Genomic DNA, 24789 nt, shown 5'->3' with positions numbered 1-24789 from the left:
CTGCCCGAACATATCAACAGTATCGGCATCGCGGTATTCAGCCACCATGGACACCTCCCAGCCGGCAAAGGCGAACGTCGGCAAAGTCGGTGCAGCTCCGGCAGCCCTTGCAGAACGACGGCATCAGCAGGTCAGCACCAACCGTCAGCGCAGCGTGGCGGGCCTCAACCGCGCCCTTGTTGGCCTTGCCCTTGGCCGGCAAGTGTCGGTCATCGTCACCACAGACCGTCATGGCCACGTCATCCCCCAGCCGTTGCCGCAGGCGCCGCGCAACCGGGGCCAGGTTATCGGCATTGCGCGCGACCACCACGGGGCAGCCGATGGCCTCATGCAAGGCGGCAGCCGTTGACCAGCCCTCAGCCACCAGCACGCGCTTGGCGCCAGCCAGGTCGCCTATCAGGCTCGCCGCACCTTTGACGCGACCGCCGGGCAGGGGGCGCTTGCTGCCATCGGGATAGATGCGCTCCAGGTTGACCAACTCGCCCTCGAAGAACAGCGGCACCAGCAACATCTCGCCACGCTGGCGCAAGTTGTAGGGCGGTAGCCGCTTGCGGGCCAGCCAGGGGTGGGCCGGATCGCCGGGGCCGGCCTGGGACCACCAGCGATTGGCCATCGCCTTGGCTTCCGCTTCACGCTGGCGCCTCTCACGGTCGCGCCGTTCACGCTCGCGCATGGCCTCCAGCCGGGCTTGGGCGGCGGCTTCGGGATCGCTTGGGCCATGCAGTGACACAGCCTCCACCACGTCCCAATGCCAAATGCCAAAGCTCGCCGCTTGGGGGGAATGGATGCGATACCATCCGTTTTTGCTGTCCGGTTTGTCCGGTGTGGCGAACCGCTCGAAGCGGCCTGACGCCCTGGGCGCCAGCGTCACGCCCTGCCGGGCCAAAGCCTCAGCCAGTGCGGCCTCGATGGTGGTATGCTTGGGGGGCGCTTTGGGTGGCGCTTCAAAAGGGGTCCGGCTCTCCTCGGAGAGTCGGGCCTTTGTCGTTTCTGGCGTCATGCCTCGCCCTCCTTGCGCTGCTTGGGCTTGCCGGTAAGCCAGCGCCAGGCGCCGGCCAGCAGGTGCGAAAGCTCAAACATCATCGCCCTCCTCCTCTGCCATCTCTCGCAGGAAGTCGGCACGGTCGGCCAACTCGCCCGCAATAATGTCGATAGCGGTCAGCAGCCCGTCACGACGAAAGGCATTGGCCAAGGTGGCGTCGTCTTGCAGGCATTGGGTGATAGCCGCCAGGGCGGAGCTGGCGCGCTCCATGGTGCAGGCGTCGCCGCTCAGTGCCGCGCGGCTCAGGTAGTAGCGGTCAGTCAGCGTCATACCCTCACCTCCATGGGCTGCCATTGGTTGCCCTCCAGCCGCTCGACTTTCAGCTCCTCCAGCGGCACAGGTCCGACCACCGCCAGCCAGTGGCGCGGATCGCCGCCGGCCTCCTTGCCTATGGACTCCATCGCCCAGCGGTCGCGCTTGGGAATGCGGGCAAACTTGCACGCTCGGCGCCAGTCCATCAGCCGGCCATCATCGGCAGGCAAAGCAAAGCGCACGCAGCCGAAAACGTCGCTGTACTCCTCGAAGGTTTGCGGGACCAGCAGGCCGCCCGTCCAGCGGGGCTTGGTGGCGGTGGGCTCCCAGAACGGATGGGCCGAAAACCAGACCAGGGGGCGCTCGCCCTCCATATCGGCGCGCCCTCTCAGCTCGCCGCTGGCGAGAATCATGGGCAGGTGGTGGCGCTCGCTGGTGTAGTGATAAAGCGCGCTCATGCCGACGCCTCCCGCTGGGCTTGCTCCCAGCTTTCAACGTCGCTCAGTGACCAACGGGTGAGGTTGCCTGCCAGCTTTACCGGCTGGACAAAACGGCCTTCACGGCTCCAGCGCCAGATGGTGGCTTCATGGGCGCCGTAGCGGCTGGCTAGTTGCTTGACGGAAAGCCAGGCGTGCCAGGCATTGCTGGCGCTTTGCTTCTCCGGCGCGGTGGTGTCATTGCCGCCGGTGGTGGCGGCGCGGGTGGGATCTGCCATGTGGTGCTGCCTTGCGTTGTGGATTCGCAGGCAGCATGGCGTGGCAAGTTGGCCGGCAGTCCTATATAGGGCGGGTGCCGTCCGTCATGGATGCGACATAGTGCTATATCGCATCAAAAGGGGTCGCTGGCGCGCTCCTCGCGGGTGGCCAGTATCTCTTGCACCGTCTTGGCTATCGGCTCGTCATCCAGCTTCAGCCCGTGACGCTCCAGCACCGCTTGAAGTATGGCGGCTGCCTTGTAGGGCTCGTCTGGTATCTCGCCGCCCAGCACCTCAAGCGCCAGCCCCTCTACCAATTTCAGGTAGGTTTGCCGTCGCTTGTGGTGAAGGGGCTTATCTTGCGGGGTGGCTGGCGCCTGGGGCTTAGGCATGACGCGCAGCGCCTCGGGTATGTCATTGTCGGTAATGCCTGACGCCTTTAGCCAACGGTAGACCTCTTGGCGCTCGAAGGTAAAACGGGACTCTAAAACTTCAGCATCTCTTCTTAACAGCCCTTCATTGAATCTATCTTGCTCCACCCATGCTTTTGCCTCCCCACCAAAGCTTGCAAACTTTATTTCATCGTGAATCAGCGATATGCAGTCACCTTTGGTGGAGTCTCTTCCATCCTCCGTCATCGCAACCGCGTCACGATTCCATTTAATGTAAGCGGCTTTATAGACTGCTTTCAAACTGCCATCTTGCACCGCCTGCAATATCACTCCCTCCCATTCATTCTTTTCTTGAAGCCTAAGCTCTCGCACATATCCGGCTTCGGCGGCTGCTATATCGTAGCCACCCAATATTGCTGCAACTTGCTCGCCGCTCAGCTTGGCAGCAACGTGCCAGGGTGAAATTGCCATCGGCGCTACTCCTCGCGCTCACTCCAGGGAAGGTTGGCCGGCGGGCGCGGTGGAGTTGCCGCGCGTTCAGGTGTACGGCCCTAGCCGGCCAAATCGGTCATTCGGTGGATACCTTGCTGGATACCTTACGGATCGCCGTTATCTTCTTGTCGCTGGCGCTGGCCGTGGTGACAAGAAAGGCAGCCCATTGCTTCATTAGCCGGGCGCGCTTGGCCAGCAGGTCGCCGCGCCGATAGGCAGCCTCTGCTTGGTTGGCTATCGCATGGCCTAGCGCCATCTCTGCTACATCGTGCGGTGTTGCGGTACGCTCCGCCATCCAGTCGCGGAACGTAGACCTCATGCCGTGGACGGTTGCCCGCTCCTTCTCGCCCATGGCGGCCAGCAGGTCGGTCATTGCTCGGTCTGATAGTTTGCGCCCCTTGTCGCGGGTGAATACCAGCCCAGCATCGGCCTGGGGTAACGAACGCAGCAGCTCAACGGCAGCCGGCGACAGCGGTACGCGATGCTCCCGGCGGCCCTTCATCCTTTCCGGGGGGATTATCCAACCCGCCCCCGCCAGGTCTAGCTCCTCCCAACGCGCGCCCAATACCTCGCCGGACCGGCAGCCGGTCAGGATGGTGAAAGCCAGCGCCTTGGCCGGCATATCGTCACGCTCGCTCAGCCGCGCCCAGAATGCCGGCATGTCATCAATCGGCATGGCGCGGTGGTGGGCTTTCTTCTTTATTTTGGCTGGCGCCGGCAGTACAGCATCAAGGTTGCTTTTCCAGGCGGCAGGGTTTGGGCCGGTGCGATGGCCGTGGGCGGTCGCCCATGACAGAACGGACTCGATGCGCTGGCGCACGCGGGCGGCGGTGGTGGGCTTGCTCTGCCAGATGGGCTCAAGGGCTTGCTTGACGTGGACCAGCTCAATGTCGGCCACGCTCATGGCGCCCAATGTTGGTAAGGCGTATGCCTCCAGGCTTTGCCGCCATTGCCGCGCGTGTTTCGGATTGCTGGCCTCGGCTTGCTTCACCTTGATAACGGCCTGGGCAGCCTCAGAAAACGTCAACCGCGCCAGTTCAGCAGCCAATCGGGCTTGCTTGGCGGCCTTGCGCTCTGCCAGAGGGTCGATACCTTCGGCCAGCATCTCGCGGACCTTGCGGGCTTTCTCGCGGGCCATTGCTAGAGACGTATCGGGGTAGCCGCCTAATCCATGGTCCCGGCGCACCTTGTAGGGCTTGCCGCTCGCGGCCAGGCGCGTCTCGCCAGTGGTGTAGCGCAGAATCCATGAACGGCTGCCGCTCTTATCGACACGCAGCAGCAAACCGGCAACGTCGCCCACGGCATGAAAACCGGGGGTGGTGAGTCGCTTCACTTCAAGGGCGGATAGAGTACGGGCTTTTCTGGGCATGGCTTCTACCAACATCCCTACCAACATAAAATATGTTATTGGATGCTAGGTCATGCCACGTCAAACCACAAGGAAGGAAGGTAAGTTGCTGTTTTTAGTGGTACCGGCGGTCGGACTCGAACCGACAAGGGCTTGCACCCGGCGGATTTTGAATCCGCTGCGTCTACCAATTCCGCCACGCCGGCAGCGCGGTGCATTATACGTGGCCTTCACCGCAGGTCAATCGGGATGCCTGACGACGCGGCCATTTTTCGGTATCCTTGCGGGCTTGTCCGGCTGCCCGCCAGCCGCTTCTGCCGACCTTTCCTGCGGAACCGAACCTGCATGCAGCGCGCCGATTTCCATTACGAGCTTCCCGAGGATCTGATCGCTCGCTACCCCTCCGAACAGCGCAGCGACTGCCGCCTGCTGTGCGTGGATGGCGCCAGCGGCGAGCTGGCCCACCGGCGCTTCGTCGACCTGCTCGAGCTGCTCGAGCCCGGCGACCTGCTGGTGTTCAACGACACCCGGGTGATTCCCGCGAGACTCCACGGCCACAAGGCCAGTGGGGGCAAGGTGGAGATGCTGTTGGAGCGTCCGCTGGACGCCCACCGCGGCCTGGCCCACCTGCGCAGCAGCAAGTCGCCCAAGCCCGGCACAGAGCTGGTCTTCGAGGGCGACATCCATGCCGTGGTCGAGGGCCGCCGCGATGCGCTGTTCGAGCTGCGCTTCCTCGGCGACACACCGTTGATCGCGCTGCTGGAGCGTCATGGCCATATGCCGCTGCCGCCCTACATCACCCGCGAGGACGAGCTGGCCGACCGCGAGCGCTACCAGACAGTCTATGCGCGCCGCGACGGCGCCGTGGCCGCCCCCACCGCCGGGCTGCACTTCGACGAGCCGCTGCTGCAGCGCCTGACGGAGAAGGGAATCGACAGTGCCTTCGTCACCCTGCACGTGGGCGCCGGCACCTTTCAGCCGGTGCGCGCCGACGACATCCGCGAACACCAGATGCACAGCGAGTGGATCGACGTGGGCGAGGCCGCCTGCGAGAAGGTGCGAGCCGCCCGCGCCGCCGGTCGCCGCGTGGTAGCAGTGGGAACCACCAGCGTGCGCTGCCTGGAGAGCGCCTGCGCCAACAGCAGCGACGGCGAGATCGCCCCCTACAGCGGCGAGACCGATATCTTCATCTACCCGGGCTACGAGTGGCGCTGCGTGGATGCCCTGATCACCAACTTTCACCTGCCCGAGTCGACGCTGCTGATGCTTGTGTCTTCCTTTGCCGGGTACGAGTCGACCATGGCGGCCTATCGCGAAGCCGTGGCCGAGCGCTACGCCTTCTTCAGCTATGGCGATGCGATGTTTTTAACCCGAAAGAGCTCCTGAATCGCAAGACACACTGAGGGCGATCATGCTGAATTCAACGCCGACTCGTTCACACCCGGCTTCATGCTCGGCCAGCGCCGTGAGTTCGCCAGCGCTTGCCTTGCCCGGCCCTGCTCGGCCCCTCCAGTTTTCTTATCGAGATATCCATGCGTAACGAATCCTTCATGTCCTTCGAGCGGCTGGCCAGCGACGGCCGGGCCCGCCGCGGCAGACTCACGTTCCCCCGCGGCACGGTGGAAACACCCGCCTTCATGCCGGTGGGCACCTACGGCACGGTCAAGGGCATGACCCCCGCCTCGGTGGAGGAGATCGGCGCCGAGATCATCCTCGGCAACACCTTCCACCTGTGGCTGCGCCCGGGCACCGAGGTAATCGAGGGCCATGGCGACCTGCACGACTTCTCGCAATGGCACAAGCCGATCCTCACCGACTCCGGCGGCTTCCAGGTCTTCTCCCTGGGCAAGATGCGCAAGATCACCGAAGAAGGCGTGCAGTTCCGCTCGCCAGTCGATGGCGCCAAGGTGTTCATGGGGCCCGAGGAATCCATTGCGGTGCAGCGTTCGCTGGGCTCCGACGTGGTGATGATCTTCGACGAGTGTACCCCCTACCCGGCCACCGAGCAGGAAGCCGAACTCTCCATGGAGCGCTCGCTGCGCTGGGCGAAACGCTCCCGCGAGGCCCACGGCGACTCGCCTTCGGCGCTGTTCGGCATCATCCAGGGCGGCATGTACCCCGAGCTGCGACGCCGCTCCCTCGACGGCCTGCTCGAAATCGGCTTCGACGGCCTGGCGATTGGCGGTCTCTCCGTGGGCGAGCCCAAGGAGGAGATGATCGGGGTGCTGAACTATCTGCCCGAATGGATGCCAGAGGAATACCCGCGCTACCTGATGGGCGTGGGCAAGCCGGAAGACCTGGTGGAAGGCGTGCGCCGCGGCGTCGACATGTTCGACTGCGTGATGCCCACCCGCAACGCCCGCAACGGCCACCTCTTCACCGCCGAAGGCACCGTCAAGATCCGCAATGCCAAGCACCGCCACGACACGCGACCCCTGGAAGAGGGCTGTGACTGCTATACCTGCCAGAACTTCTCCCGCGGTTACCTGCACCACCTGGACCGCTGCGGCGAAATGCTCGGCTCGATGCTCAATACGATCCATAACCTGCGCCACTATCAGCGCCTAATGGCCGGTTTGCGCGGTGCCATCGAAGCGGGTACATTGGCGGACTTCGTGGAAGGCTACTATGAGCAGCGGGGGCTGCCGGTACCTCCCGCACCGAATTGATTGTCGATCGACTGCCGTGGCCCACCCGCCCCGCAGCTTCGCTCGATGAACGTTTCTCGCACGCAACCTTAACTTACCCTCTCAGGAGACACGCCTCTCATGCTGGACTTCTTCATCTCTCCGGCCATGGCCCAGGACGCCGGCGGCGCCGGTGGCGGCATGGCACAGATCATCATGCTGGTCGGTTTCGTACTGATCTTCTACTTCCTGCTGTGGCGTCCTCAGGCCAAGCGTGCCAAGCAGCACCGCGAGCTGGTCGGCGGCCTCTCCAAGGGCGACGAGGTGGTCATCGGCGGCGGCCTGCTGGGCCGGATCACCAAGGTTGGCGATGATTTCATTACCCTGGAAATCGCAGACAATACCGAGGTCAATGTACAGAAGAGCGCTGTGGCGAACGTGCTGCCCAAGGGCACCATCAAGTCCATCTGACTTCGACGCTCCTCGTCCTTGCCGATCGACCCTCCCCGGTCGGGTAACGGCGAGGGTCGCAATCCGGCCGATGCCCAGGGCACCCTTCGCGCCCCCGGCATGCGGCCGTATTGCCGTCTTGTTGGCCACAGTATCAGCCACTTCTTTTCATTTTCTGCAACCTGTTTTCAGCAACCCGTTTTCAGCAACCAAAGGGCAGGGCTCGCATGCTCAACCGTTACCCCCTGTGGAAGTATCTGCTGATAGGCATTGTGCTGCTCGTAGGCCTGGTCTACTCGCTGCCCAACCTCTATCCGGAAGACCCGTCGGTACAGATCAGTAGCGTCCGCGGCGATGCCACCATCGATGCCGACCAGCTCGACAGCATTCGCCAGTCGCTGCTCGACGCCGGGATCGACATCAAGGGCGTGGAAAGCGAGGACACCCGGGTCCTGATCCGCCTGGACGACCCAGACGACCAACTGCGCTCCCGGGACATGATCGCCGGCATGCTCGGCGACGATTACGTCGTGGCGCTCAACCTGGCCGAAGCGACCCCCCAATGGCTGCAGGCGCTCTCCGCCTCCCCCATGACCCTGGGGCTCGACCTGCGCGGTGGCGTACACTTCCTGCTGGAGGTGGACATGGACGCGGCGCTCGAGCAGCGCCTCGAAGTGAATGCCAGCGCCATGCGCGAGCAGCTGCGCAGCGAGCGCATTCGCTACCGCGGCACCGAGATCGAAGGGCGCACCCTGACCTTCACCTTCGCCAACGAAGAGGATCGCGACAGCGCGCGCCGGCTGATAGCCCGCGAATTTCGCGACTTCGACTACGATAGCGCCGGCGATGGGCGTGGCGCCCAGTTGGTCATGACCATGACCGAGCAGGCGGTCAACGATCTCCAGGACTACGCCGTCAACCAGAACCTCACGACCCTGCGCAACCGGGTCGACGAGCTGGGCGTGGCCGAACCCATGGTACAGCGCCAGGGTCCTGACCGGATCGTGGTCGAGCTGCCTGGCGTTCAAGACACCGTGGCCGCCAAGCGGGTGGTGGGTGCGACCGCCAACCTGGAGTTCCGCCTGGAAGCGCGCCCCGACACCCCGGATATCGAGACTCAGAGCTTCAGCTTCCGCAATGATCCCTCGCGCACCGCCGACCTGATGCGCGACGTGATCATTACCGGCGACAGCGTCTCCAGCGCCAGCCGCAGCTTCGACGAAAACGGCCGCCCCCAGGTCAACATCAACCTGGACGGCACCGGTGGCACGCTGATGAACCGCGCCACGCGCACCAATATCGGTCGCAACATGGCAGTGCTCTTCATCGAACACCGGACCCGCGACACCACGGTGATCGAGGACGGTGAAGAAATCACCGTACGCGAGCCCTATACCGAGCGCGGCCTGATCAGCCTGGCCACCATCCAGAGCGCACTGGGCAACAGCTTCCGCATCACCGGGCTCGACTCGCCCACCGAAGCGGCTGAACTGGCCCTGCTGCTGCGCTCAGGCTCCCTGGCGGCACCGATCTACTTCGTGCAGGAGCGCACCATCGGCCCGAGCCTGGGCGCGGAAAACATTCAGCGCGGCGTCATGTCGGTGCAGATCGGCCTGGTGCTGGTGGTGCTGTTCATGCTGATCCGCTACAAGGTGTTCGGCATCTTTGCCAACGTGGCCCTGGCGCTCAACCTGACCCTGCTGATTGCCGCCATGTCGATGCTGGGTGCGACTCTCACCCTGCCCGGCATCGCCGGCATCGTGCTGACACTGGGCATGGCGGTAGACGCCAACGTCTTGATATTCGAGCGAATACGCGAGGAGCTACGCAGCGGTCTGTCGATACAGCAGGCGATACATGCCGGCTACGAGCGTGCCTTCACCTCGATTGTCGATGCCAACATCACCACCCTGCTGGTGGCGGTAATTCTGTTCTCGATCGGCACCGGACCGGTCAAGGGCTTCGCCGTGACCCTGTCGCTGGGGATCATCACATCGCTGTTCACCGCTCTGCTGGTGACCCGCTCGATGGTGAACCTCACCTACGGTGGTAAACCAGTCAAGAAGCTCTGGATATAAGAGGTGGTAATGAAAACCCTCATCAATCGACAATTCGACTTCATGGGCAAGCGCCGCATCGCCTTCATGATGTCGGCGGCACTGATCCTGGCGTCGATCGTCTCGCTGCTGTTCCAGCAGCTCAATCTGGGGCTGGACTTCACCGGCGGCACTCTGGTGGAGGTGCGCTATGGCGTGGCGCCTTCGCTGGAGGCTATCCGCCTGATCCTGGAGGACGCCGGCTTCCGTGACGTCTCGGTGCAGACCTTCGGCGCCTCAACCGAGGTGCTGATTCGCCTGCAGCAGGCCTTCGACCCTGAAGTGGGTGACCGTGTCGTCAGCCTGCTGCGCGCCGAAGGCGACACCGTCGAGCTGATCCGTGCCGAGTTCGTCGGCGCCCAGGTGGGCGAGCAGTTGCGCGACCGAAGCGGCCTGGGGCTGATGGTGGCGCTGGGCGTGGTGATGCTCTACGTCGCCTTCCGCTTCCAGTACAAGTTCGCCATCGGCGCCCTGCTGGCACTGATGCACGACGTGATCATCGTGGTCGGGATCTTCTCGCTGTTCCAGCTCGACTTCGATCTCACCGTGCTGGCCGCGCTGCTGGCGGTGATCGGCTACTCGCTCAACGACACCATCGTGGTCTACGACCGCATCCGCGAGACGATACGCAAGTCGCGAATCGACGACATGCCGGCGATATTCAACGAAGCCATCAACCTCACCCTGTCCCGCACGCTGGCGACGTCTGGTACCACCTTGCTGGTACTGATGGCACTGTTGCTGCTGGGTGGCGACATGATCCACTACTTCTCCATCGCCCTGATCATCGGCGTGGTGGTGGGTACCTTCTCCTCCATCTACGTCGCCGCGGCCCTGCTGCTCGCGGTGAAGCTGGAGCGCAAGGACCTGATCCCGCCGAAGAAGGAGGATCTGGAAGAAGGCGAGGAGGAGCTGCCGTAAGGCGTCTTCCCTGGCTAGAACCAAAACCGCCCCCGCAGCGACGCTGCGGGGGCGGTTTCGTCTGCGCACCATCTCATATCAGAAGTGCGGCTTGAGCTGCTGCACCAGGGCCTTGTAGAGGCGCGGACCGGCAGCCATGAGGCGGCCATCGTCCTCCACCGAGGGCTGCCCGTCAGGGGTGCCCATCAGCGCACCCGCTTCCTTGAGCATCAGGCTGCCAACCAGGCGGTCCTGCTCTTCCAGGCCCAGCACGAAGGCGGCATCCACGCGACCCGCAGCGAGTTCGGCCATGTCGAGCAGGCCGCTGCCGGTGGCCAACTGGAGCTGCACCAAAGGGCCGAGTTGCTGGACCAGGGTCAGGTAGGCGGGCAGGTGGCGGCTGCGCTGGTCGAACTCGGGCAGGCTCATGGCCAGGCTGGCACCGCTGATGGCGGTGGTCTTGGGCACGCGAATGCGTTTGCCGTTGTGCTGGGCACCGCGGCCACGGCTGGCCAGGTATTCGTCATCGCTGAAGGGGCATATCACCACCGCATGCTCCGGGCGCCCCTTCACCAGACAGACCAGCGACAGGGCGAAGCCCTTGCCGGCCACGCTGAGGCTGGAATAGCCATGGAAGGGCTCGATCCGCCATTCGACGTCCTGCCCTTCGCCCTCGCCGGAACGGTGGGGGGTGAAGCGGCCGGAAATACCGTGCTGCGGATAACCGCGGCTGAGCTGATGCGCGATCAGCGTCTCGGCATTGCGGGCGGTGTCCTCGAGCAGGCGCTCAAGACTGTGTTCCTCGTGAGAGTTCTCGATGCGCTCGCGAATGCGCAGGAACTGTTCGGCGGCACTGCGCGTGGCGCGCAACGCAAATTGGACCATCGGATGCATGATCGGGCCTTGGAGCGTCGGTGGTGTTAAAGAACAGGCTAGTTCGAACGAAAGGTGCGGGTCGAACGTGTCGGCGCGAATCCTAGCAGAGTCGGCCCGACTGTGCCATCGCCGCAAACGGACATGGTAGACTCTGCGCCCTCCTTTCCCCGTGACGCGACAGGCAGGACTCTCATGCTCGACCGCATCCGCATCGTTCTGATCGGCACCAGCCACCCTGGCAATATCGGCGGCACCGCCCGCGCCATGCACAATATGGGGCTTGCCGACCTGGCCCTGGTGGCGCCGCGCTGCGAGCCGCTGACCAGCGACACCATTTCCCGTGCCTCCGGTGCCGATCATATCGTGCATGGCGCCCGCCGGGTCGAGACCCTGGAGCAGGCCGTTGCCGACTGCACTCTGGTAGTGGGCGCCAGCGCCCGCTCACGTACCCTGCCCTGGCCGATGATCACGCCCCGGGCGCTGGGCAGCCGGCTGTCCGACGAGCTGTCCGGCGCCGAATCGCGGGTAGCGCTGGTGTTCGGCCGCGAAGACAGCGGTCTCTCCAATGCCGAGCTGCAGCGCTGCCATGCCCATGTACATATCCCGACCAACCCGGACTTCAGCTCGCTCAACCTGGCCGCGGCGGTGCAGGTACTGGCCTACGAGTGCCGACTGGCCTGGCTGGCTCAGCAGGACGAGGAGGAAGGCGCCGAGGCCGAGCCACACCAGCCGCTGGCAAGCCACGAGGAGCTGGAGCACTACTTCGCTCACCTGGAACGCACCCTGATCACCATTGGCTTCCATGACCCGTCCCTGCCCCGGCAGCTGATGGCACGACTGCGTCGCTTCACCCTGAAAGCCCGCCCCGAGCGCATGGAGCTCAACATCCTGCGGGGCATTCTCACCGCCACGGAGAAGCAGGCAGTTCGAACACAGGTGGAACAGCGGTACGACGCCGACGACAGTGATACCCCGACGCCTTGAAGCCCGCGCCTTGCGCCCCCAATATGGAAAGTCACCCCGACAGATGCCGCTACCGGCTCCGCCCTACCGCCACCCAAGGACCGCCGCATGTTTCAACGTCTGCGCGAGGACATCAACAGCGTATTCGCCCGCGACCCGGCGGCACGCAACTTCCTTGAAGTGCTGACCAACTATCCGGGCCTGCATGCCCTGCTGCTCCATCGCATGGCACACTGGCTGTGGAAGAAGCATCTCAAGTGGCTGGCGCGCACCCTGTCTACCTTCTCGCGCTGGCTGACCGGCATAGAGATACATCCCGGGGCAAAGATCGGCCGGCGCTTCTTCATCGATCACGGCATGGGCGTCGTAATCGGAGAAACCGCCGAGGTTGGCGATGACGTCACGCTCTACCAGGGCGTCACCCTGGGCGGCACCAGCTGGCACAAGGGCAAGCGCCACCCCACCCTGGAACAGGGCGTGATCGTCGGCGCAGGTGCCAAGATCCTCGGCCCGTTCACGGTGGGTGCCGGGGCCAAGGTGGGCTCCAATGCGGTGGTGACCAAGGAGGTGCCTGCCGGAGCCACGGTGGTCGGCATTCCGGGCAAGATCGTCAAGCGCGAGGAGCCCGACGCGGCCGCGGTACTCGATATCGATCCGGCACGGCGCGAGGCGATCTGCCAGAAATTCGGCTTCGACGCCTACGGGGTCAGCGAGGATATGCCCGACCCGGTAGCACGCTCGATCCAGGCCATGCTCGACCACATGCATGCCGTGGATGAACGCATCGAGCGCATGTGCGGCACACTGCGCAAGCTCGATGCCAGCTATCGCGAGGGCAAGCTGCCTGAGCTGCGCGACGAGGATTTCGCCGATATCCTCGACGACGTCGATGCCTGCTGCGGCCCCCCAAAGCCGAACCGGCAAACACCGCGGAAAGACGAAAAGGGCGATGTCCACCAGGGCAATGGTTGACCGGAACACTCGGGCTTTACCATAATGGACCTCCTGATTCCCGTGGCCAGCCGGCCTCGCCACCTGAGCGCCAGCCCTGAACGATGGCGCAGAGGTACGCTCCCATGCGTTTGACAACCAAGGGGCGCTACGCCGTCACCGCCATGCTCGACCTGGCCCTGAACAGCGACAAGGGCCCCACCTGCCTGGCTGACATCTCGCGCCGCCAGGAAATCTCGCTGCCCTACCTGGAGCAGCTTTTCGCGCGCCTGCGCCGAGCGGCTCTGGTCAAGAGCGTTCGCGGCCCTGGCGGCGGCTACCTGCTGGCGCTGCCGGCCGAGGAAATCTCGGTAGCGAAGGTGATCGACGCAGTGGACGAGTCGGTGGATGCCACCCGCTGCCAGGGGTTGTCGGACTGCCAGCAGGGCGATACCTGCCTGACCCACCACCTGTGGTGTGACCTTTCCGAGCAGATCCATGGCTTCCTCGACGGCATCACCCTCGGGCAGCTGGTGGAAAATAGCGATGTTCGACGTATCGCCAAGCGCCAGCGCGGTCGCCTGGATGCAAACACCATCCTGACCTCCGCGCCCTGAACGCCGACAGTCGCCACACAAGATCCCGCATGGAGACGCCTGCGAGCCCATGAGTGACCTCGTCTATCTCGACTATGCCGCGACCACGCCGGTCGATCCTCGGGTCGCCGACGTGATGCAGCGCCATCTCACCCAGGACGGCATCTTCGCCAATCCCGCCTCGCGCAGCCATATGCTCGGCTGGCAGGCGGAACAGGCCGTGGAGAGCGCCCGCCGCCAGGTCGCCGACCTGATCGGTGCCGATCCGCGTGAGATCGTCTGGACCAGCGGTGCCACCGAGGCCGACAACCTGGCACTGATCGGCTACATGCGCGCCAACCGCAGCCGGGGAGGCCACCTGATCACCTCGAAAATCGAGCACAAGGCGGTGGTGGACACCGCCCTGGCACTGGAGGCGGAAGGGTTCGAGGTCACCTGGCTGACCCCGGGGCGGGACGGGCGCGTCACCCCCGAACAGCTGCGCGATGCCATGCGCACCGATACGGTCCTGGTCTCGCTGATGGCGGTCAACAATGAGCTGGGCTGCATCCATGACCTGGCGGGGCTGGCGGAAGTCGCCCACGCCGGCGGCGCGCTGTTTCATGTCGATGCCGCCCAGGCGGTGGGGCGCATCCCCCTCGATGTCGCCGCACTCGGCATCGACCTGATGTCGCTTTCCGGCCACAAGGTCTACGGCCCCAAGGGCGTGGGCGTTCTCTACGTCAAGCGCAGCCCGGATATTCGCCTGGCACCGCTGATTCATGGCGGCGGGCATGAGCGCGGCATGCGCTCCGGCACCCTGCCCACACACCAGATCGCCGGCATGGGGGAGGCCTTCGCCCTGGCCGCCCGGGAGGGCGAAGCCGACCAGGCCCGCATCCTGGCACTGCGCGACCGGCTGCTCGAGGGCCTCTCGAACCTGGGTGGCATCCACCGCAACACGGCTGTCGATGTCTCTGTTCCCAATATTCTCAACCTCGCCTTCGAGGGTGTCGACGGCGAGTCGCTGCTGATGGCGCTGCGAAATATCGCCCTTTCGACCGGATCGGCCTGCAACTCGGCGAGCGTTGAGCCATCCTATGTATTGAAGGGTATCGGCGTGCCGCGTCCTCTGGCGCTGGCATCGCTTCGCTTCAGCTTCGGCCGCTTCACCACCGAAGCCGATATCGACAGGGCACTGGACGCCCTGCAACATGCTCTTCCGGGCCTGCGCCGCTAGGCGGTCACGCCCACCCACACAAGCAGGAGAATGACGATGGCGCATCTTTCGATCACCACCGCCGCCGCCGAGCAGATCCAACGGGTGCTCGAGGAGCGCGGCCAAGGGCTGGGCCTACGGGTCTCGGTCAAGCCCAGCGGCTGCTCGGGCTACAGCTATGTGCTCGACTTCGCCGACGAAGCGACCAATGACGACATCGCCTTCGAGGACCACGGCGTAACTGTCTTCGTCGCCCCCGATGCGCTGGAGATGCTCGACGGCAGCGAGGTCGACTATGTCTCGGAGGGGCTCAACCGCTTCTTCCGCTTCAACAATCCCAACGTCAAGGACCAGTGCGGCTGCGGGGAAAGCTTCACGGTGTGACGCGTTCACCCGGGCCTTCCACCTTGGCAACCGGGCGATTGTTCCGCCCCCGGAGACTGGACGATTGTTCAACGCCCGCCGGGAGCGTTATACTCTGCGCCCACTGTTTATGCGCTGAATCGTCGTGCCGCCCTGGCGTGCGACGTCGAACGCACCTTTATTCGTAGCGCCGCGCCGCGCCGGTTTTCCTTCGAACCCGGCATAGCGTGGCGCTATCCCCATACGTACTACCAACGGAGACAGGCCCCCATGGCTACCGAACGCACTCTGTCCATCATCAAGCCCGACGCTGTCGCCAAGAACGCCATCGGCGAGATCATTGCACGCTTCGAGAAGGCCGGCCTCCAGGTCGTGGCTGCCAAGATGCTGCAGCTCTCCGAAGAGAAGGCCGGTGGTTTTTACGCCGAGCACAAGGAGCGTCCCTTCTTCAAGGATCTGGTCGGCTTCATGACCTCGGGTCCGGTCGTCGTGCAGGTGCTGGAAGGCAACGATGCCATCGCCAAGAACCGTGACCTGATGGGCGCCACCAACCCCAAGGAAGCGGCCCCGGGCACCATCCGCGCCGACTTCGCCGAGACTATCGATGCCAATGCCGTGCATGGCTCCGACTCTTCTGCCTCCGCCGAGCGTGAAATTGCCTATTTCTTTAGTGCTGACGAAATCTGCCCGCGCTGAGCCACACCAGGCCTGCCTATGCGGGGGCATTTTTGCCCCCGCCCCTGTCCCTCCGATGTCCGTGATGCCATGACCGCCACCGCTTCCCAACGCACCAACCTGCTCGGCATGACTCGCGAGGAGATGGAAGAGTTTTTCCTCTCCATCGGCGAGAAGAAGTTTCGTGCCGCCCAGGTGATGAAATGGATTCACCACGAAGGCTGTGACGACTTCGCAGCCATGACCAACCTGTCCAAGGCGCTGCGCACACGCCTGGCCGAGGTAGCAGAGATTCGTGGACCAGCGGTGGTTTATGAGGGCACTTCCAGCGACGGCACCCGCAAGTGGGTGCTGGAAGTGGAGGACGGCACCTATGTGGAGACCGTGCTGATCCCGGCAGAGAACGGCAAGCGGCGCACCCTGTGCGTCTCCTCCCAGGTCGGCTGCTCGCTGGACTGCAGCTTCTGCTCCACCGGCAAGCAGGGCTTCCAGCGCAACCTCTCCAGCGCCGAGATCATCGGCCAGGTCTGGGTGGCAAGCAACAGCTTGGGTCCACGCCGCGACCCCGCCAACCGGCCGGTCACCAATGTGGTGATGATGGGCATGGGCGAGCCGCTGATGAACTACGACAACGTCGTACCGGCGATGAAACTCATGCTGGACGACAATGGCTACGGCCTCTCCAAGCGCCGGGTCACACTGTCGACCTCCGGCGTGGTCCCCATGCTCGACAAGCTGGGCGACGAGCTCGACGTGAGCCTGGCCATTTCGCTGCATGCCGCCACCGACGAGCTGCGCAGCGAGCTGGTGCCGCTGAACCGCAAGTACAACATTCGCGCCCTGCTGGACGCCTGCCAGCGCTACCTTGCCAAGTGCGGCGATACGCGGATGGTGACCATCGAATACACACTGATCAAGGACGTCAACGATCAGCAGGAGCACGCCGAGCAGCTCGCCGAACTTCTGCGCGAGCTGCCGTGCAAGATCAACCTGATTCCCTTCAACCCCTTTCCCCACTCGGGCTACGAGACGCCGTCGCGCAACCAGACGATGCGTTTCCAGCAGTGGCTCTACGAACTGGGTTACACGGCACCGGTTCGCAGTACGCGCGGCGACGATATCGATGCCGCCTGCGGCCAACTGGTGGGACGGGTGAAGGATCGCACCAAACGGAATGAGCGCTATATCCGCTCGATACAGATCGACGCCGACTGAAGCGGGTGGCTGCCTTGACTTCAACACCTCACGGCGCTTTGATGGACTGGCTTTTTCCCGCCACCACTGCCGACGAGTTCTTTGTATGAGGATGCCATGACGCGCTGCCCCTCCCTGACCTCCCGACTCAGGCCACTCTCGCTGGTGGCGATGCTCGCCGGGTCGCTATGGCTGACCGGCTGTGCCAGCCAGGCCGAACGGAGTGACGGCAGCAGCCCCGCCGAGGCATTCACCGAGCTGGGCATGGCCTACCTGGAGCAGGACAACCTCCCACGTGCCATCGCGGCGCTCAACCGCGCCCTGGAGAACGATGCGAGAAATCCCCAGGCACTTCAGGCCATGGCCATTGTCTATCAACGGCAAGGTGAGGACGAGCTGGCCGACGAGACCTTCCAGCAGGCTCTCAAGGCCGATCCCGATTACAGCCGGGCGCGCAACAACTACGCTGCCTTTCTCTATGACAAGGGCCGTACCGCCGAGGCCTGCGAACAGCTCGAGCTGGCATCCCGCGATACCCAGTACGCCAACCGTGCGCAGCTCTTTGCCAACCTGGGGCAGTGCTACTGGGAGCTGGGGGACCTGGCCAAGGCTCGCAGCGGCTTCGAGCGCGCCCAGAGCCTTGAGCCACGTAGCCCGAGGAGTTATTTCGCACTGGCAGAACTGGAATTGATGCTGGGAAACCCGGAACATGCACGCCAGCAACTGGATGCCTATATCCGGTTGGCGGGCATGACACCGAATGCCCAGGCACTGGCCAATGACATCGCCGTGGCCCGAAGCGGGAACACGGCGGTCACCCCTGACTCGGACACCGTACGTGACGCCCCTTGATCAACGATTCATGACGAAGGATGCTCAGCCATGAGCGACAATCACAATATCGATACCGTCGACTTCGGGTCCCAGGCCTCTCCCGGCGAACTGCTCCGCCGTGAGCGCGAGTCCCAGGGTCTCTCCCGAGAAGAGGTGGCCACGGCACTCAACCTGCGGCCAGCCGTCGTCGTCGGGCTGGAAGAGGATAACTACGACCAGGTCCCGGTTGCCGCCTATCGCCGCGGCTATCTGCGCGCCTATGCCCGCCTGCTGGGCATGGATGATCGGCCCGTCCTCGAGTCCTATAGCAGTCGTTTCAGCAGCCAGGAAGTGGAGCAGCGGGTGACCCCGGTAAACGTCTCCCGCCCCCCTTCCCGAATCGGCGCCTGGCTGTTCAAGCTGGTAACCCTGCTGGTCATTGCCGGGCTGATCGGCCTGACCCTCGTTTGGTGGCAGAGCCGGGGCGGCAACGATCTGCTCGACTTCGGCGACAGCAGCCCTGTCTCGGTGGACAACCTCGATGGCACCACCACCGAGGTGCAAGAGTCGCCGCGACCCGAAGTGGAAGAGACGCTGCCGCCGCTGCCCGAAGAGGGCGTTGACCCGGTCGGCACCCAGGCGCCCGCCGCCCCCTCCCCGCAGGTCGACCCTACTGGCGCTGAACGGCTAGCGGCCGCTGGCGACATCGATGCGCCGATTCCTACCGACATCGATGCGCCGATTCCCACCGACGTCGAGCCAGCAGCCGAAGAGGTCGCCGAGACCCCCGATATCGTCGCCGAAGAGGAGCCCGAAGCCGTCGAGGCACCCGCCGCCGGCGACGTTCGCCAGCTGCAGCTGACCTTCAATGAACAGTCCTGGACCGAGATCTTCGATGCCAACAACCAGCGCATCTTCGTCGGCCTCCAGGAGCCCGGCACCACCGCCAACGTGGAGGGCGAACCGCCCTTCCGCATGACCATCGGCAATGCCACCGGCGTCGAGCTGATCTGGCGCGGCGAAGCGGTCGATCTCGCGGCCCGCGCCGGCGCCAACAACGTTGCTCGCTTCACTCTGGGAGAATGATTCCGTCACCATGCACGCTCAATCGCCCATTATTCGACGCAAGTCCCGCCAGATCCATGTCGGCAAGGTTCCGGTAGGGGGCGGCGCCCCCATTTCCGTGCAGAGCATGACCAACACCGACACCCTGGACGTGGCCGCCACCGTGGCCCAGATACGGCAGCTGGAAGCCGCCGGGGCCGATATCGTGAGAGTCTCGGTGCCGACCATGGAGGCCGCCGAGACCTTCGGCCGCATCAAGCGCGAGGTCGAGGTGCCGCTGGTGGCCGATATCCATTTCGACTACAAGATCGCCCTGCGCGTCGCCGAACTCGGCGTCGACTGCCTGCGCATCAACCCAGGCAACATCGGCAAGGAGGAGCGGGTTCGCGCCGTGGTCAGCGCCGCCCGGGACAACGGCATTCCCATCCGCATCGGCGTCAATGCCGGTTCGCTGGAGAAAGACCTGCAGCGCAAGTATGGCGAACCGACACCGGAAGCTCTGGTGGAGTCGGCCATGCGCCATATCGACCACCTCGATCGCCTCGACTTCCAGGAGTACAAGGTCAGCGTCAAGGCCTCGGACGTGTTCATGGCGGTGGCCGCCTACCGCCAGCTTGCCACGCTGATCGAGCAGCCGCTCCACCTGGGTATCACCGAGGCGGGCGGCCTGCGTTCGGGTACGGTGAAGTCATCCATTGGCCTGGGCATGCTGCTGATGGACGGCATCGGCGACACGATTCGCGTCTCGCTTGCCGCCGACCCGGTCGAGGAGATCAAGGTCGGCTTCGACATGCTCAAGAGCCTGCGCCTGCGTGCCAAGGGCATCAACTTCATCGCCTGTCCCAGCTGTTCGCGCCAGAACTTCGATGTCATCGGCACCATGAACGCCCTCGAGGAACGGTTGGAGGACATCATGACGCCGCTGGACGTTTCCGTGATCGGCTGCGTGGTCAATGGCCCCGGCGAGGCCAAGGAGGTCGATGTCGGCCTCACCGGCGGTTCGCCCGCCAACCTCGTCTATATCGACGGCAAGCCGGCCTCAAAGCTGAGCAACGAGCACCTTGTCGATGACCTAGAGCGCCTGATACGCGAGCGGGTACACCAGAAAGAGCAGGCAGAACAGGACGTGATCGCCCGCGACCAGTGAACCGGGCGGCAACAAGGAGTCAGCATTGAGCAAGTCCCCAGTCAGCAATAAAGAGCCGAGCAAGAAGAAGATTCAGGCCATTCGCGGCATGAACGACCTGCTGCCGGAGCATTCATCGCTCTGGCAGTACTTCGAGGGCACCGTGCAGTCGCTGATGCAGCGCTACGGCTATGCCGAGATCCGCACGCCCATCGTCGAGCAGACCGCCCTGTTCGCCCGCTCAATCGGCGAAGTCACCGACATCGTCGAAAAGGAGATGTACACCTTCGAGGACCGCAACGGCGACAGCCTGACCCTGCGCCCCGAGGGCACGGCGAGCTGCGTGCGCGCCGCCATGGAGCACGGCCTGCTGCACAACCAGACCCAGCGGCTGTGGTACCAGGGTCCGATGTTTCGCCACGAGCGCCCGCAGAAGGGGCGATATCGGCAGTTTCATCAGGTCGGCCTGGAAGCCTTCGGCCTGGACGGCCCCGACATCGACGCCGAGGTGATCCTGCTCTCGGCACGGCTGTGGAAGGAGCTGGGCCTGCTCGATCATGTAACCCTGGAGCTGAACTCGCTGGGCTCCAACGAGGCCCGGGCCGCCTATCGCGACAAGCTGGTGGCCTATTTCGAGGCGCACCGCGACCAGCTCGACGAGGACTCCCTGCGCCGCCTGACCAGCAACCCGCTGCGCATCCTGGATTCGAAGAACCCGGACATGGCACCGATGCTGGCCGATGCGCCCAGGCTAATGGACCACCTGGACGACGAATCCCGCGAACACTTCGAGCAGCTCACCAAGATGCTCGAGGCCGCCGGCATCGACTACACGATCAACCCGCGCCTGGTGCGTGGGCTGGACTACTACTGCCGCACCGTCTTCGAGTGGACCACCACCGCGCTTGGCAGCCAGGGCACGGTATGTGCCGGCGGGCGCTACGATGGCCTGGTCGAGCAGCTCGGCGGCAAGCCGACACCGGCCGTCGGCTTCGCCATGGGCATCGAGCGGCTGGTCCTCTTGCTTCAGACACTGGAGCTGGTACCACAGGACGCCCTGGACGAGCTGGACGTCTACCTGTTGCCCATGGATGATGACGCCACCGGAAGCGCCATGCTGCTGGCCGAACAGCTGCGCACCGCGCTGCCCGAGCTACGGCTGCAGCTGCACTGTGGCGGCGGCAGCTTCAAGAGTCGCATCAAGAAAGCCGACAAGAGCGGCGCCCGCCTTGCCCTCCTGCTGGGCGAGGATGAATTGGCCAATGATCGAGTGACCCTGAAGTTCCTGCGTGAAGCGCGCGATCAGCAGAGCCTGAGCAGGAACTCGCTGGGCACCGAACTCGCCACCTTGTTGTCAGGCAAGGTTGTCGGAAGCACGACCGCCTGACCCGAATCGGACATGCCGTAAAGGAGACCGCCCGTGGCGGAGCTGAGAACTGAAGAAGAGCAGCTGGATGCCATCAAGCGCTGGTGGAAAGAGAACGGCACCTCGCTGATCGCCGGCGTGGCCCTCGCCGCCGCTGGCATATTTGGCTGGAATGCCTGGCAGAACTATCAGGAAAACCAGGCCGAGGCGGCCTCGCTGCGCTACCAGCAGCTGGTCAACCTGGCTGACGCCGAGGCGCTGGACGATGAAGGCCTCGCCCAGGCCCGTGCCCTGGCCGACGAGATCGTCGACAACCACGGCCGCACGCTCTATGCCGACATGGCACGGCTTATCGACGCACGCCTGGCGGTCGCGCAGGACGACCATGATGCCGCCGTGACCGCCCTCAGGTCGGTGATCGATGCGAGCAAGCGCGACTACATCCAGGGCCTGGCGCGACTGCGCCTGGCCCGGCTGCAGGTGGCCCAGGGCGATGCCGAAGCCGCGCTCGAGACCCTCGGCAGCGGCATCCCCGACGCACTTGCCGCCCAGCGAGCCGATATCCGCGGCGACGCCCAGCTCGCGCTGGGCCGTGAAGACCAGGCGCGGGAAGCCTGGCGTGAAGCGCTGGCCCACGCCGAACAGCGTGACCAGCCGATCTACGGTGTCCAGCTCAAGCTGGAAGACCTTGGCGTTGAAGAGGCGATACTATGATTTCCATCATGCGGCGCAAGGCATCTCTGGCCATTGTCGCCACCCTCACCATCGGCCTGCTGGCCGGCTGCGCCAGCAAGTCCGAGCCGCGCTACTCGCCCAAGGAGCTCACCCGCTTCGATGCCACCGCCGAGTTGGACAGCGACTGGCGCCAGCGGGTCGGCCAGGGTCTCGGGCGTGCCCAGTACCCCATCGCGCCGTCGCTTGACAACGGCACCCTCTATGCCGCCGACGAGCGCGGCCGGGTGATGGCCTTCGAGGCCGACAGCGGCAGTCGGCTATGGCAGAAGGATCTTGATGTCGGCGTTTCCAGCGCCCTGACCGCCGTGGCCGGCGAAATCTACTTGGCCACGCGCAATGGCGAAGTGCTGGCGCTAAGCCAGGACGACGGCGAGGTGCTGTGGCGCTCACGGGTACCCAGTGAAGTGCTGGCCGCCCCCCAGCCGACCCAGCAGCTGCTGGTGGTGCAGAGCGTCGATGGCAGCGTCACCGCCCTGGATCGCAGCAACGGTCAGGAACTTTGGTCACACAGCACCACCGAGCCCGCCCTTACCCTGCGCGGCACCGGCACTCCCTCGGTTATCGACCCAGTCACCTTCGCCGGCTTCGCCAACGGTCGCCTGGTCACCCTGGACAACCGCAGTGGACAGCCGCTGTGGGAGCGACGCATTGCCGTACCCCAGGGCCGTAGCGAGATTGATCGCATGGTCGACCTCGGCGGTCAGCCGGTGCTGACGCCGGATGGGCGCCTGTTCGTTACCAGTTACAACGGCCGCCTGGTGGCCCTGCAGGCCAACACCGGCGAGGTGCTGTGGGAGCGTGAACACTCCAGCCATCTGACGCCGGTGCTGGTGGGCGACCGGCTCTTCACCGTCAACGAAGCCAGTCACCTGGTCGCCTTTGATGCCCGCAACGGCGAGGAAGTGTGGCGCAACCGTGACCTTGAGGGTCGCTGGCTCACCGCACCCGCCTTCGCCGGCGGCAATCTGGTGGTGGGCGACTTCGAAGGCTACCTGCATCTGATCGACACCCAGAGCGGACGCTTCACTGCCCGCACCCGGATCGACAGTTCGGGCATCAGTGTGCGCCCCGTGACCGATGCGCGGCGCATCTATGTGCTGAGCAATAACGGTCGCCTGGAAGCCCTGGACATCCGCCGATGACACCAGTAATTGCCCTGGTCGGCCGCCCCAACGTGGGCAAGTCGACCCTGTTCAACCGCCTGACCCGCTCGCGGGACGCCCTGGTGGCTGACTTCCCGGGCCTGACCCGTGACCGCAAGTACGGTAACGGCCTGCTCGGTGACAAGAGCTATACGGTCATCGATACCGGCGGCATCAGCGGCGACGAGGAGGGTATCGACGCCGCCATGGCCGAACAGTCCCTGGCGGCCATCGACGAGGCCGACATCGTGCTGTTCATGGTCGATGCCCGGGCCGGTCTCAACGTGGCCGACGAGGCCATCGCCAACCACCTTCGGGTCAACCAGAAGAAGACCTGGCTGGTGGTCAACAAGACCGACGGCCTGGAAGAACACTCGGCCATGGCCGACTTCTGGGCGCTGGGGCTTGGCGACCCCTTCCCCATCGCCGCGGCCCACGGTCGCAACGTCACCACCCTGATCGAGACGGTACTCGAACCCTTCCCCGAGCGCGACGAGAGCATTCCCGCCGATACCGGCACCAAGGGGATTCGCATCGGTGTTATCGGCCGCCCCAACGTGGGCAAGTCGACCCTGGTCAACCGGCTGCTGGGCGAGGAACGTGTCGTGGTCTTCGACGAGGCCGGCACCACCCGGGACGCCATCGAGATCCCCTTCGAGCGTCGCGGCAAGCCCTATGTGCTGATCGATACCGCCGGTGTCCGCCGACGCAAGAACGTGCACGAAAGCTTCGAGAAGTTCTCGATCATCAAGACCCTGGAAGCGATCAAGGAGTGCCACGTCGCCATCATGGTGCTGGACGCTCGCAGTGGCCTGGTGGAGCAGGACCTGCACCTGCTCGACTACGTGCTGACCACCGGACGCGCCCTGGTGCTGGCGGTGAACAAGTGGGACGGACTGGAGAGCGAAGCCAAGGAGAAGATGCGCGCCGAGATCAAGCGCCGCCTGGGCTTTGCCGACTACGCCGAGCTGCACTTCATCTCGGCCCTGCACGGCACGGCGGTGGGCGACCTCTACCCCTCCATCGAGCGCGCCTTCGCTTCCGCCAACAGTCACTGGTCGACCAACCGCCTGACCACCCTGCTTCAGGATGCGGTCAGTCAGCATTCGCCGCCCCTGGTACATGGCCGCCGCATCAAGCTGCGCATGGCGCATCAGGGCGGCAGCAATCCGCCCATCATCGTGGTTCATGGCAATCAGACCGAGGCGCTGCCCGAAGCCTACAAGCGCTACCTGATCAATACCTTCCGCAAGGTACTCAAGGTTCGCGGCACCCCCATCCGCTTCGAATTCCGCTCCGGCAGCAACCCCTTCGACCCCATGGCCGACGCCAGCGATCGCGAGAAGGCCAAGAAGCGCGAACTGGGGCGCACCAAGGAGGCTCGCAAGAGCCGTCGCTGAACCCGCCGACTACTCATCACCGCTACTCAGGCATCGCCGGCTCCCGGCCGGCAG

At 64.5% G+C, this 24789-nt stretch carries 26 protein-coding genes and 1 tRNA gene; 19 read left to right on the top strand and 8 right to left on the bottom strand.

Features of this window, described 5'->3' with window-relative positions; all coding sequences use genetic code 11:
- Positions 1 to 37 precede the first annotated feature (37 nt).
- The 7 genes from LOKO_RS01280 to LOKO_RS01250 all read right to left on the bottom strand — a co-directional run bounded on the left by LOKO_RS01280 (position 38) and on the right by LOKO_RS01250 (position 4426).
- Entirely contained in the window at positions 38 to 1000 is a 963-nt protein-coding gene (locus tag LOKO_RS01280) for a toprim domain-containing protein (RefSeq protein ID WP_066443998.1), read from the bottom strand.
- Between the two features lie 72 nt (positions 1001 to 1072).
- Positions 1073 to 1312, bottom strand: coding sequence for a hypothetical protein (locus LOKO_RS01275; RefSeq protein WP_066443995.1), 240 nt, complete (start codon positions 1310 to 1312; stop codon positions 1073 to 1075).
- Positions 1309 to 1752, bottom strand: a complete 444-nt coding sequence (locus LOKO_RS01270; protein ID WP_066443988.1) for a hypothetical protein — start codon at positions 1750 to 1752, stop codon at positions 1309 to 1311. Before LOKO_RS01270 ends, LOKO_RS01275 begins: the two co-directional genes overlap by 4 nt.
- Positions 1749 to 2009 carry a helix-turn-helix transcriptional regulator gene (locus LOKO_RS01265; protein ID WP_083517363.1) on the bottom strand — a complete coding sequence of 87 codons (261 nt, stop codon included), beginning with the start codon at positions 2007 to 2009 and terminating at the stop codon, positions 1749 to 1751. The genes LOKO_RS01270 and LOKO_RS01265 overlap by 4 nt, the downstream gene beginning before the upstream one ends.
- A gap of 113 nt (positions 2010 to 2122) precedes the next feature.
- Positions 2123 to 2851: a hypothetical protein gene (locus LOKO_RS01260; RefSeq protein WP_066443981.1), complete on the bottom strand. Its 729-nt coding sequence runs from the start codon at positions 2849 to 2851 to the stop codon at positions 2123 to 2125.
- 97 nt (positions 2852 to 2948) lie between these two features.
- Positions 2949 to 4241 carry a tyrosine-type recombinase/integrase gene (locus LOKO_RS01255; protein ID WP_066443978.1) on the bottom strand — a complete coding sequence of 431 codons (1293 nt, stop codon included), beginning with the start codon at positions 4239 to 4241 and terminating at the stop codon, positions 2949 to 2951.
- A gap of 98 nt (positions 4242 to 4339) precedes the next feature.
- Positions 4340 to 4426 (bottom strand) — tRNA-Leu (locus LOKO_RS01250).
- 139 nt (positions 4427 to 4565) lie between these two features.
- Here LOKO_RS01250 and queA point away from each other — a divergent pair.
- The 5 genes from queA to secF all read left to right on the top strand — a co-directional run bounded on the left by queA (position 4566) and on the right by secF (position 10314).
- Entirely contained in the window at positions 4566 to 5606 is a 1041-nt protein-coding gene (gene queA, locus LOKO_RS01245; protein WP_066443975.1) for a tRNA preQ1(34) S-adenosylmethionine ribosyltransferase-isomerase QueA, read from the top strand.
- A 164-nt stretch (positions 5607 to 5770) separates the two neighbouring features.
- Entirely contained in the window at positions 5771 to 6889 is a 1119-nt protein-coding gene (gene tgt, locus LOKO_RS01240) for a tRNA guanosine(34) transglycosylase Tgt (RefSeq protein WP_201025381.1), read from the top strand.
- A 99-nt stretch (positions 6890 to 6988) separates the two neighbouring features.
- Complete coding sequence (gene yajC / locus LOKO_RS01235) at positions 6989 to 7318, top strand: preprotein translocase subunit YajC (RefSeq protein WP_066443967.1); 330 nt, start codon at positions 6989 to 6991, stop codon at positions 7316 to 7318.
- Positions 7319 to 7524: 206 nt separating this feature from the next.
- Positions 7525 to 9375, top strand: a complete 1851-nt coding sequence (gene secD / locus LOKO_RS01230) for a protein translocase subunit SecD (protein ID WP_066443964.1) — start codon at positions 7525 to 7527, stop codon at positions 9373 to 9375.
- Between the two features lie 9 nt (positions 9376 to 9384).
- Positions 9385 to 10314 carry a protein translocase subunit SecF gene (gene secF, locus LOKO_RS01225; protein ID WP_066443961.1) on the top strand — a complete coding sequence of 310 codons (930 nt, stop codon included), beginning with the start codon at positions 9385 to 9387 and terminating at the stop codon, positions 10312 to 10314.
- 78 nt (positions 10315 to 10392) lie between these two features.
- On the opposite strand, the gene LOKO_RS01220 is transcribed toward secF, so the two are convergent.
- Complete coding sequence (locus tag LOKO_RS01220; RefSeq protein WP_066443959.1) at positions 10393 to 11187, bottom strand: inositol monophosphatase family protein; 795 nt, start codon at positions 11185 to 11187, stop codon at positions 10393 to 10395.
- Positions 11188 to 11361: 174 nt separating this feature from the next.
- Between LOKO_RS01220 and trmJ the strand changes: the two genes are divergently transcribed.
- From trmJ to der, 14 genes are all read left to right on the top strand, one after another.
- Positions 11362 to 12153: a tRNA (cytosine(32)/uridine(32)-2'-O)-methyltransferase TrmJ gene (trmJ, locus tag LOKO_RS01215; protein ID WP_066443950.1), complete on the top strand. Its 792-nt coding sequence runs from the start codon at positions 11362 to 11364 to the stop codon at positions 12151 to 12153.
- Between the two features lie 87 nt (positions 12154 to 12240).
- Entirely contained in the window at positions 12241 to 13104 is an 864-nt protein-coding gene (gene cysE, locus LOKO_RS01210) for a serine O-acetyltransferase (RefSeq protein WP_066443947.1), read from the top strand.
- 104 nt (positions 13105 to 13208) lie between these two features.
- Entirely contained in the window at positions 13209 to 13679 is a 471-nt protein-coding gene (gene iscR / locus LOKO_RS01205) for a Fe-S cluster assembly transcriptional regulator IscR (protein ID WP_066443939.1), read from the top strand.
- A gap of 49 nt (positions 13680 to 13728) precedes the next feature.
- The gene (locus tag LOKO_RS01200; protein WP_066443937.1) at positions 13729 to 14877 is read left to right on the top strand and encodes an aminotransferase class V-fold PLP-dependent enzyme; all 1149 of its coding nucleotides are present in this window, start codon (positions 13729 to 13731) and stop codon (positions 14875 to 14877) included.
- A 36-nt stretch (positions 14878 to 14913) separates the two neighbouring features.
- Positions 14914 to 15240: a HesB/IscA family protein gene (locus tag LOKO_RS01195; RefSeq protein WP_066443935.1), complete on the top strand. Its 327-nt coding sequence runs from the start codon at positions 14914 to 14916 to the stop codon at positions 15238 to 15240.
- 249 nt (positions 15241 to 15489) lie between these two features.
- Complete coding sequence (gene ndk, locus LOKO_RS01190) at positions 15490 to 15915, top strand: nucleoside-diphosphate kinase (protein ID WP_066443933.1); 426 nt, start codon at positions 15490 to 15492, stop codon at positions 15913 to 15915.
- 69 nt (positions 15916 to 15984) lie between these two features.
- Positions 15985 to 17109: a dual-specificity RNA methyltransferase RlmN gene (gene rlmN, locus LOKO_RS01185; RefSeq protein WP_144439586.1), complete on the top strand. Its 1125-nt coding sequence runs from the start codon at positions 15985 to 15987 to the stop codon at positions 17107 to 17109.
- Positions 17110 to 17205: 96 nt separating this feature from the next.
- A complete protein-coding gene (gene pilW, locus LOKO_RS01180) occupies positions 17206 to 17940 on the top strand; it encodes a type IV pilus biogenesis/stability protein PilW (RefSeq protein WP_066443928.1) in 735 nt (244 codons plus the stop codon).
- A 30-nt stretch (positions 17941 to 17970) separates the two neighbouring features.
- Positions 17971 to 18987: a RodZ domain-containing protein gene (locus tag LOKO_RS01175; RefSeq protein ID WP_066443926.1), complete on the top strand. Its 1017-nt coding sequence runs from the start codon at positions 17971 to 17973 to the stop codon at positions 18985 to 18987.
- 10 nt (positions 18988 to 18997) lie between these two features.
- Entirely contained in the window at positions 18998 to 20113 is a 1116-nt protein-coding gene (gene ispG, locus LOKO_RS01170; RefSeq protein ID WP_066443924.1) for a flavodoxin-dependent (E)-4-hydroxy-3-methylbut-2-enyl-diphosphate synthase, read from the top strand.
- Positions 20114 to 20138: 25 nt separating this feature from the next.
- Positions 20139 to 21479: a histidine--tRNA ligase gene (gene hisS / locus LOKO_RS01165; protein ID WP_262488985.1), complete on the top strand. Its 1341-nt coding sequence runs from the start codon at positions 20139 to 20141 to the stop codon at positions 21477 to 21479.
- A gap of 33 nt (positions 21480 to 21512) precedes the next feature.
- Positions 21513 to 22172, top strand: coding sequence for a YfgM family protein (locus tag LOKO_RS01160; RefSeq protein ID WP_066443922.1), 660 nt, complete (start codon positions 21513 to 21515; stop codon positions 22170 to 22172).
- Entirely contained in the window at positions 22169 to 23335 is a 1167-nt protein-coding gene (bamB, locus tag LOKO_RS01155; protein ID WP_066443921.1) for an outer membrane protein assembly factor BamB, read from the top strand. Before LOKO_RS01160 ends, bamB begins: the two co-directional genes overlap by 4 nt.
- Entirely contained in the window at positions 23332 to 24735 is a 1404-nt protein-coding gene (der, locus tag LOKO_RS01150; protein WP_066443918.1) for a ribosome biogenesis GTPase Der, read from the top strand. The genes bamB and der overlap by 4 nt, the downstream gene beginning before the upstream one ends.
- Positions 24736 to 24789 lie beyond the last annotated feature (54 nt).

This window comes from Halomonas chromatireducens, from assembly GCF_001545155.1.
Lineage (GTDB): Bacteria > Pseudomonadota > Gammaproteobacteria > Pseudomonadales > Halomonadaceae > Halomonas > Halomonas chromatireducens.
Note: the sequence above shows the minus strand (reverse complement) of the source record. Positions and strands in the feature narration are given on the sequence as shown.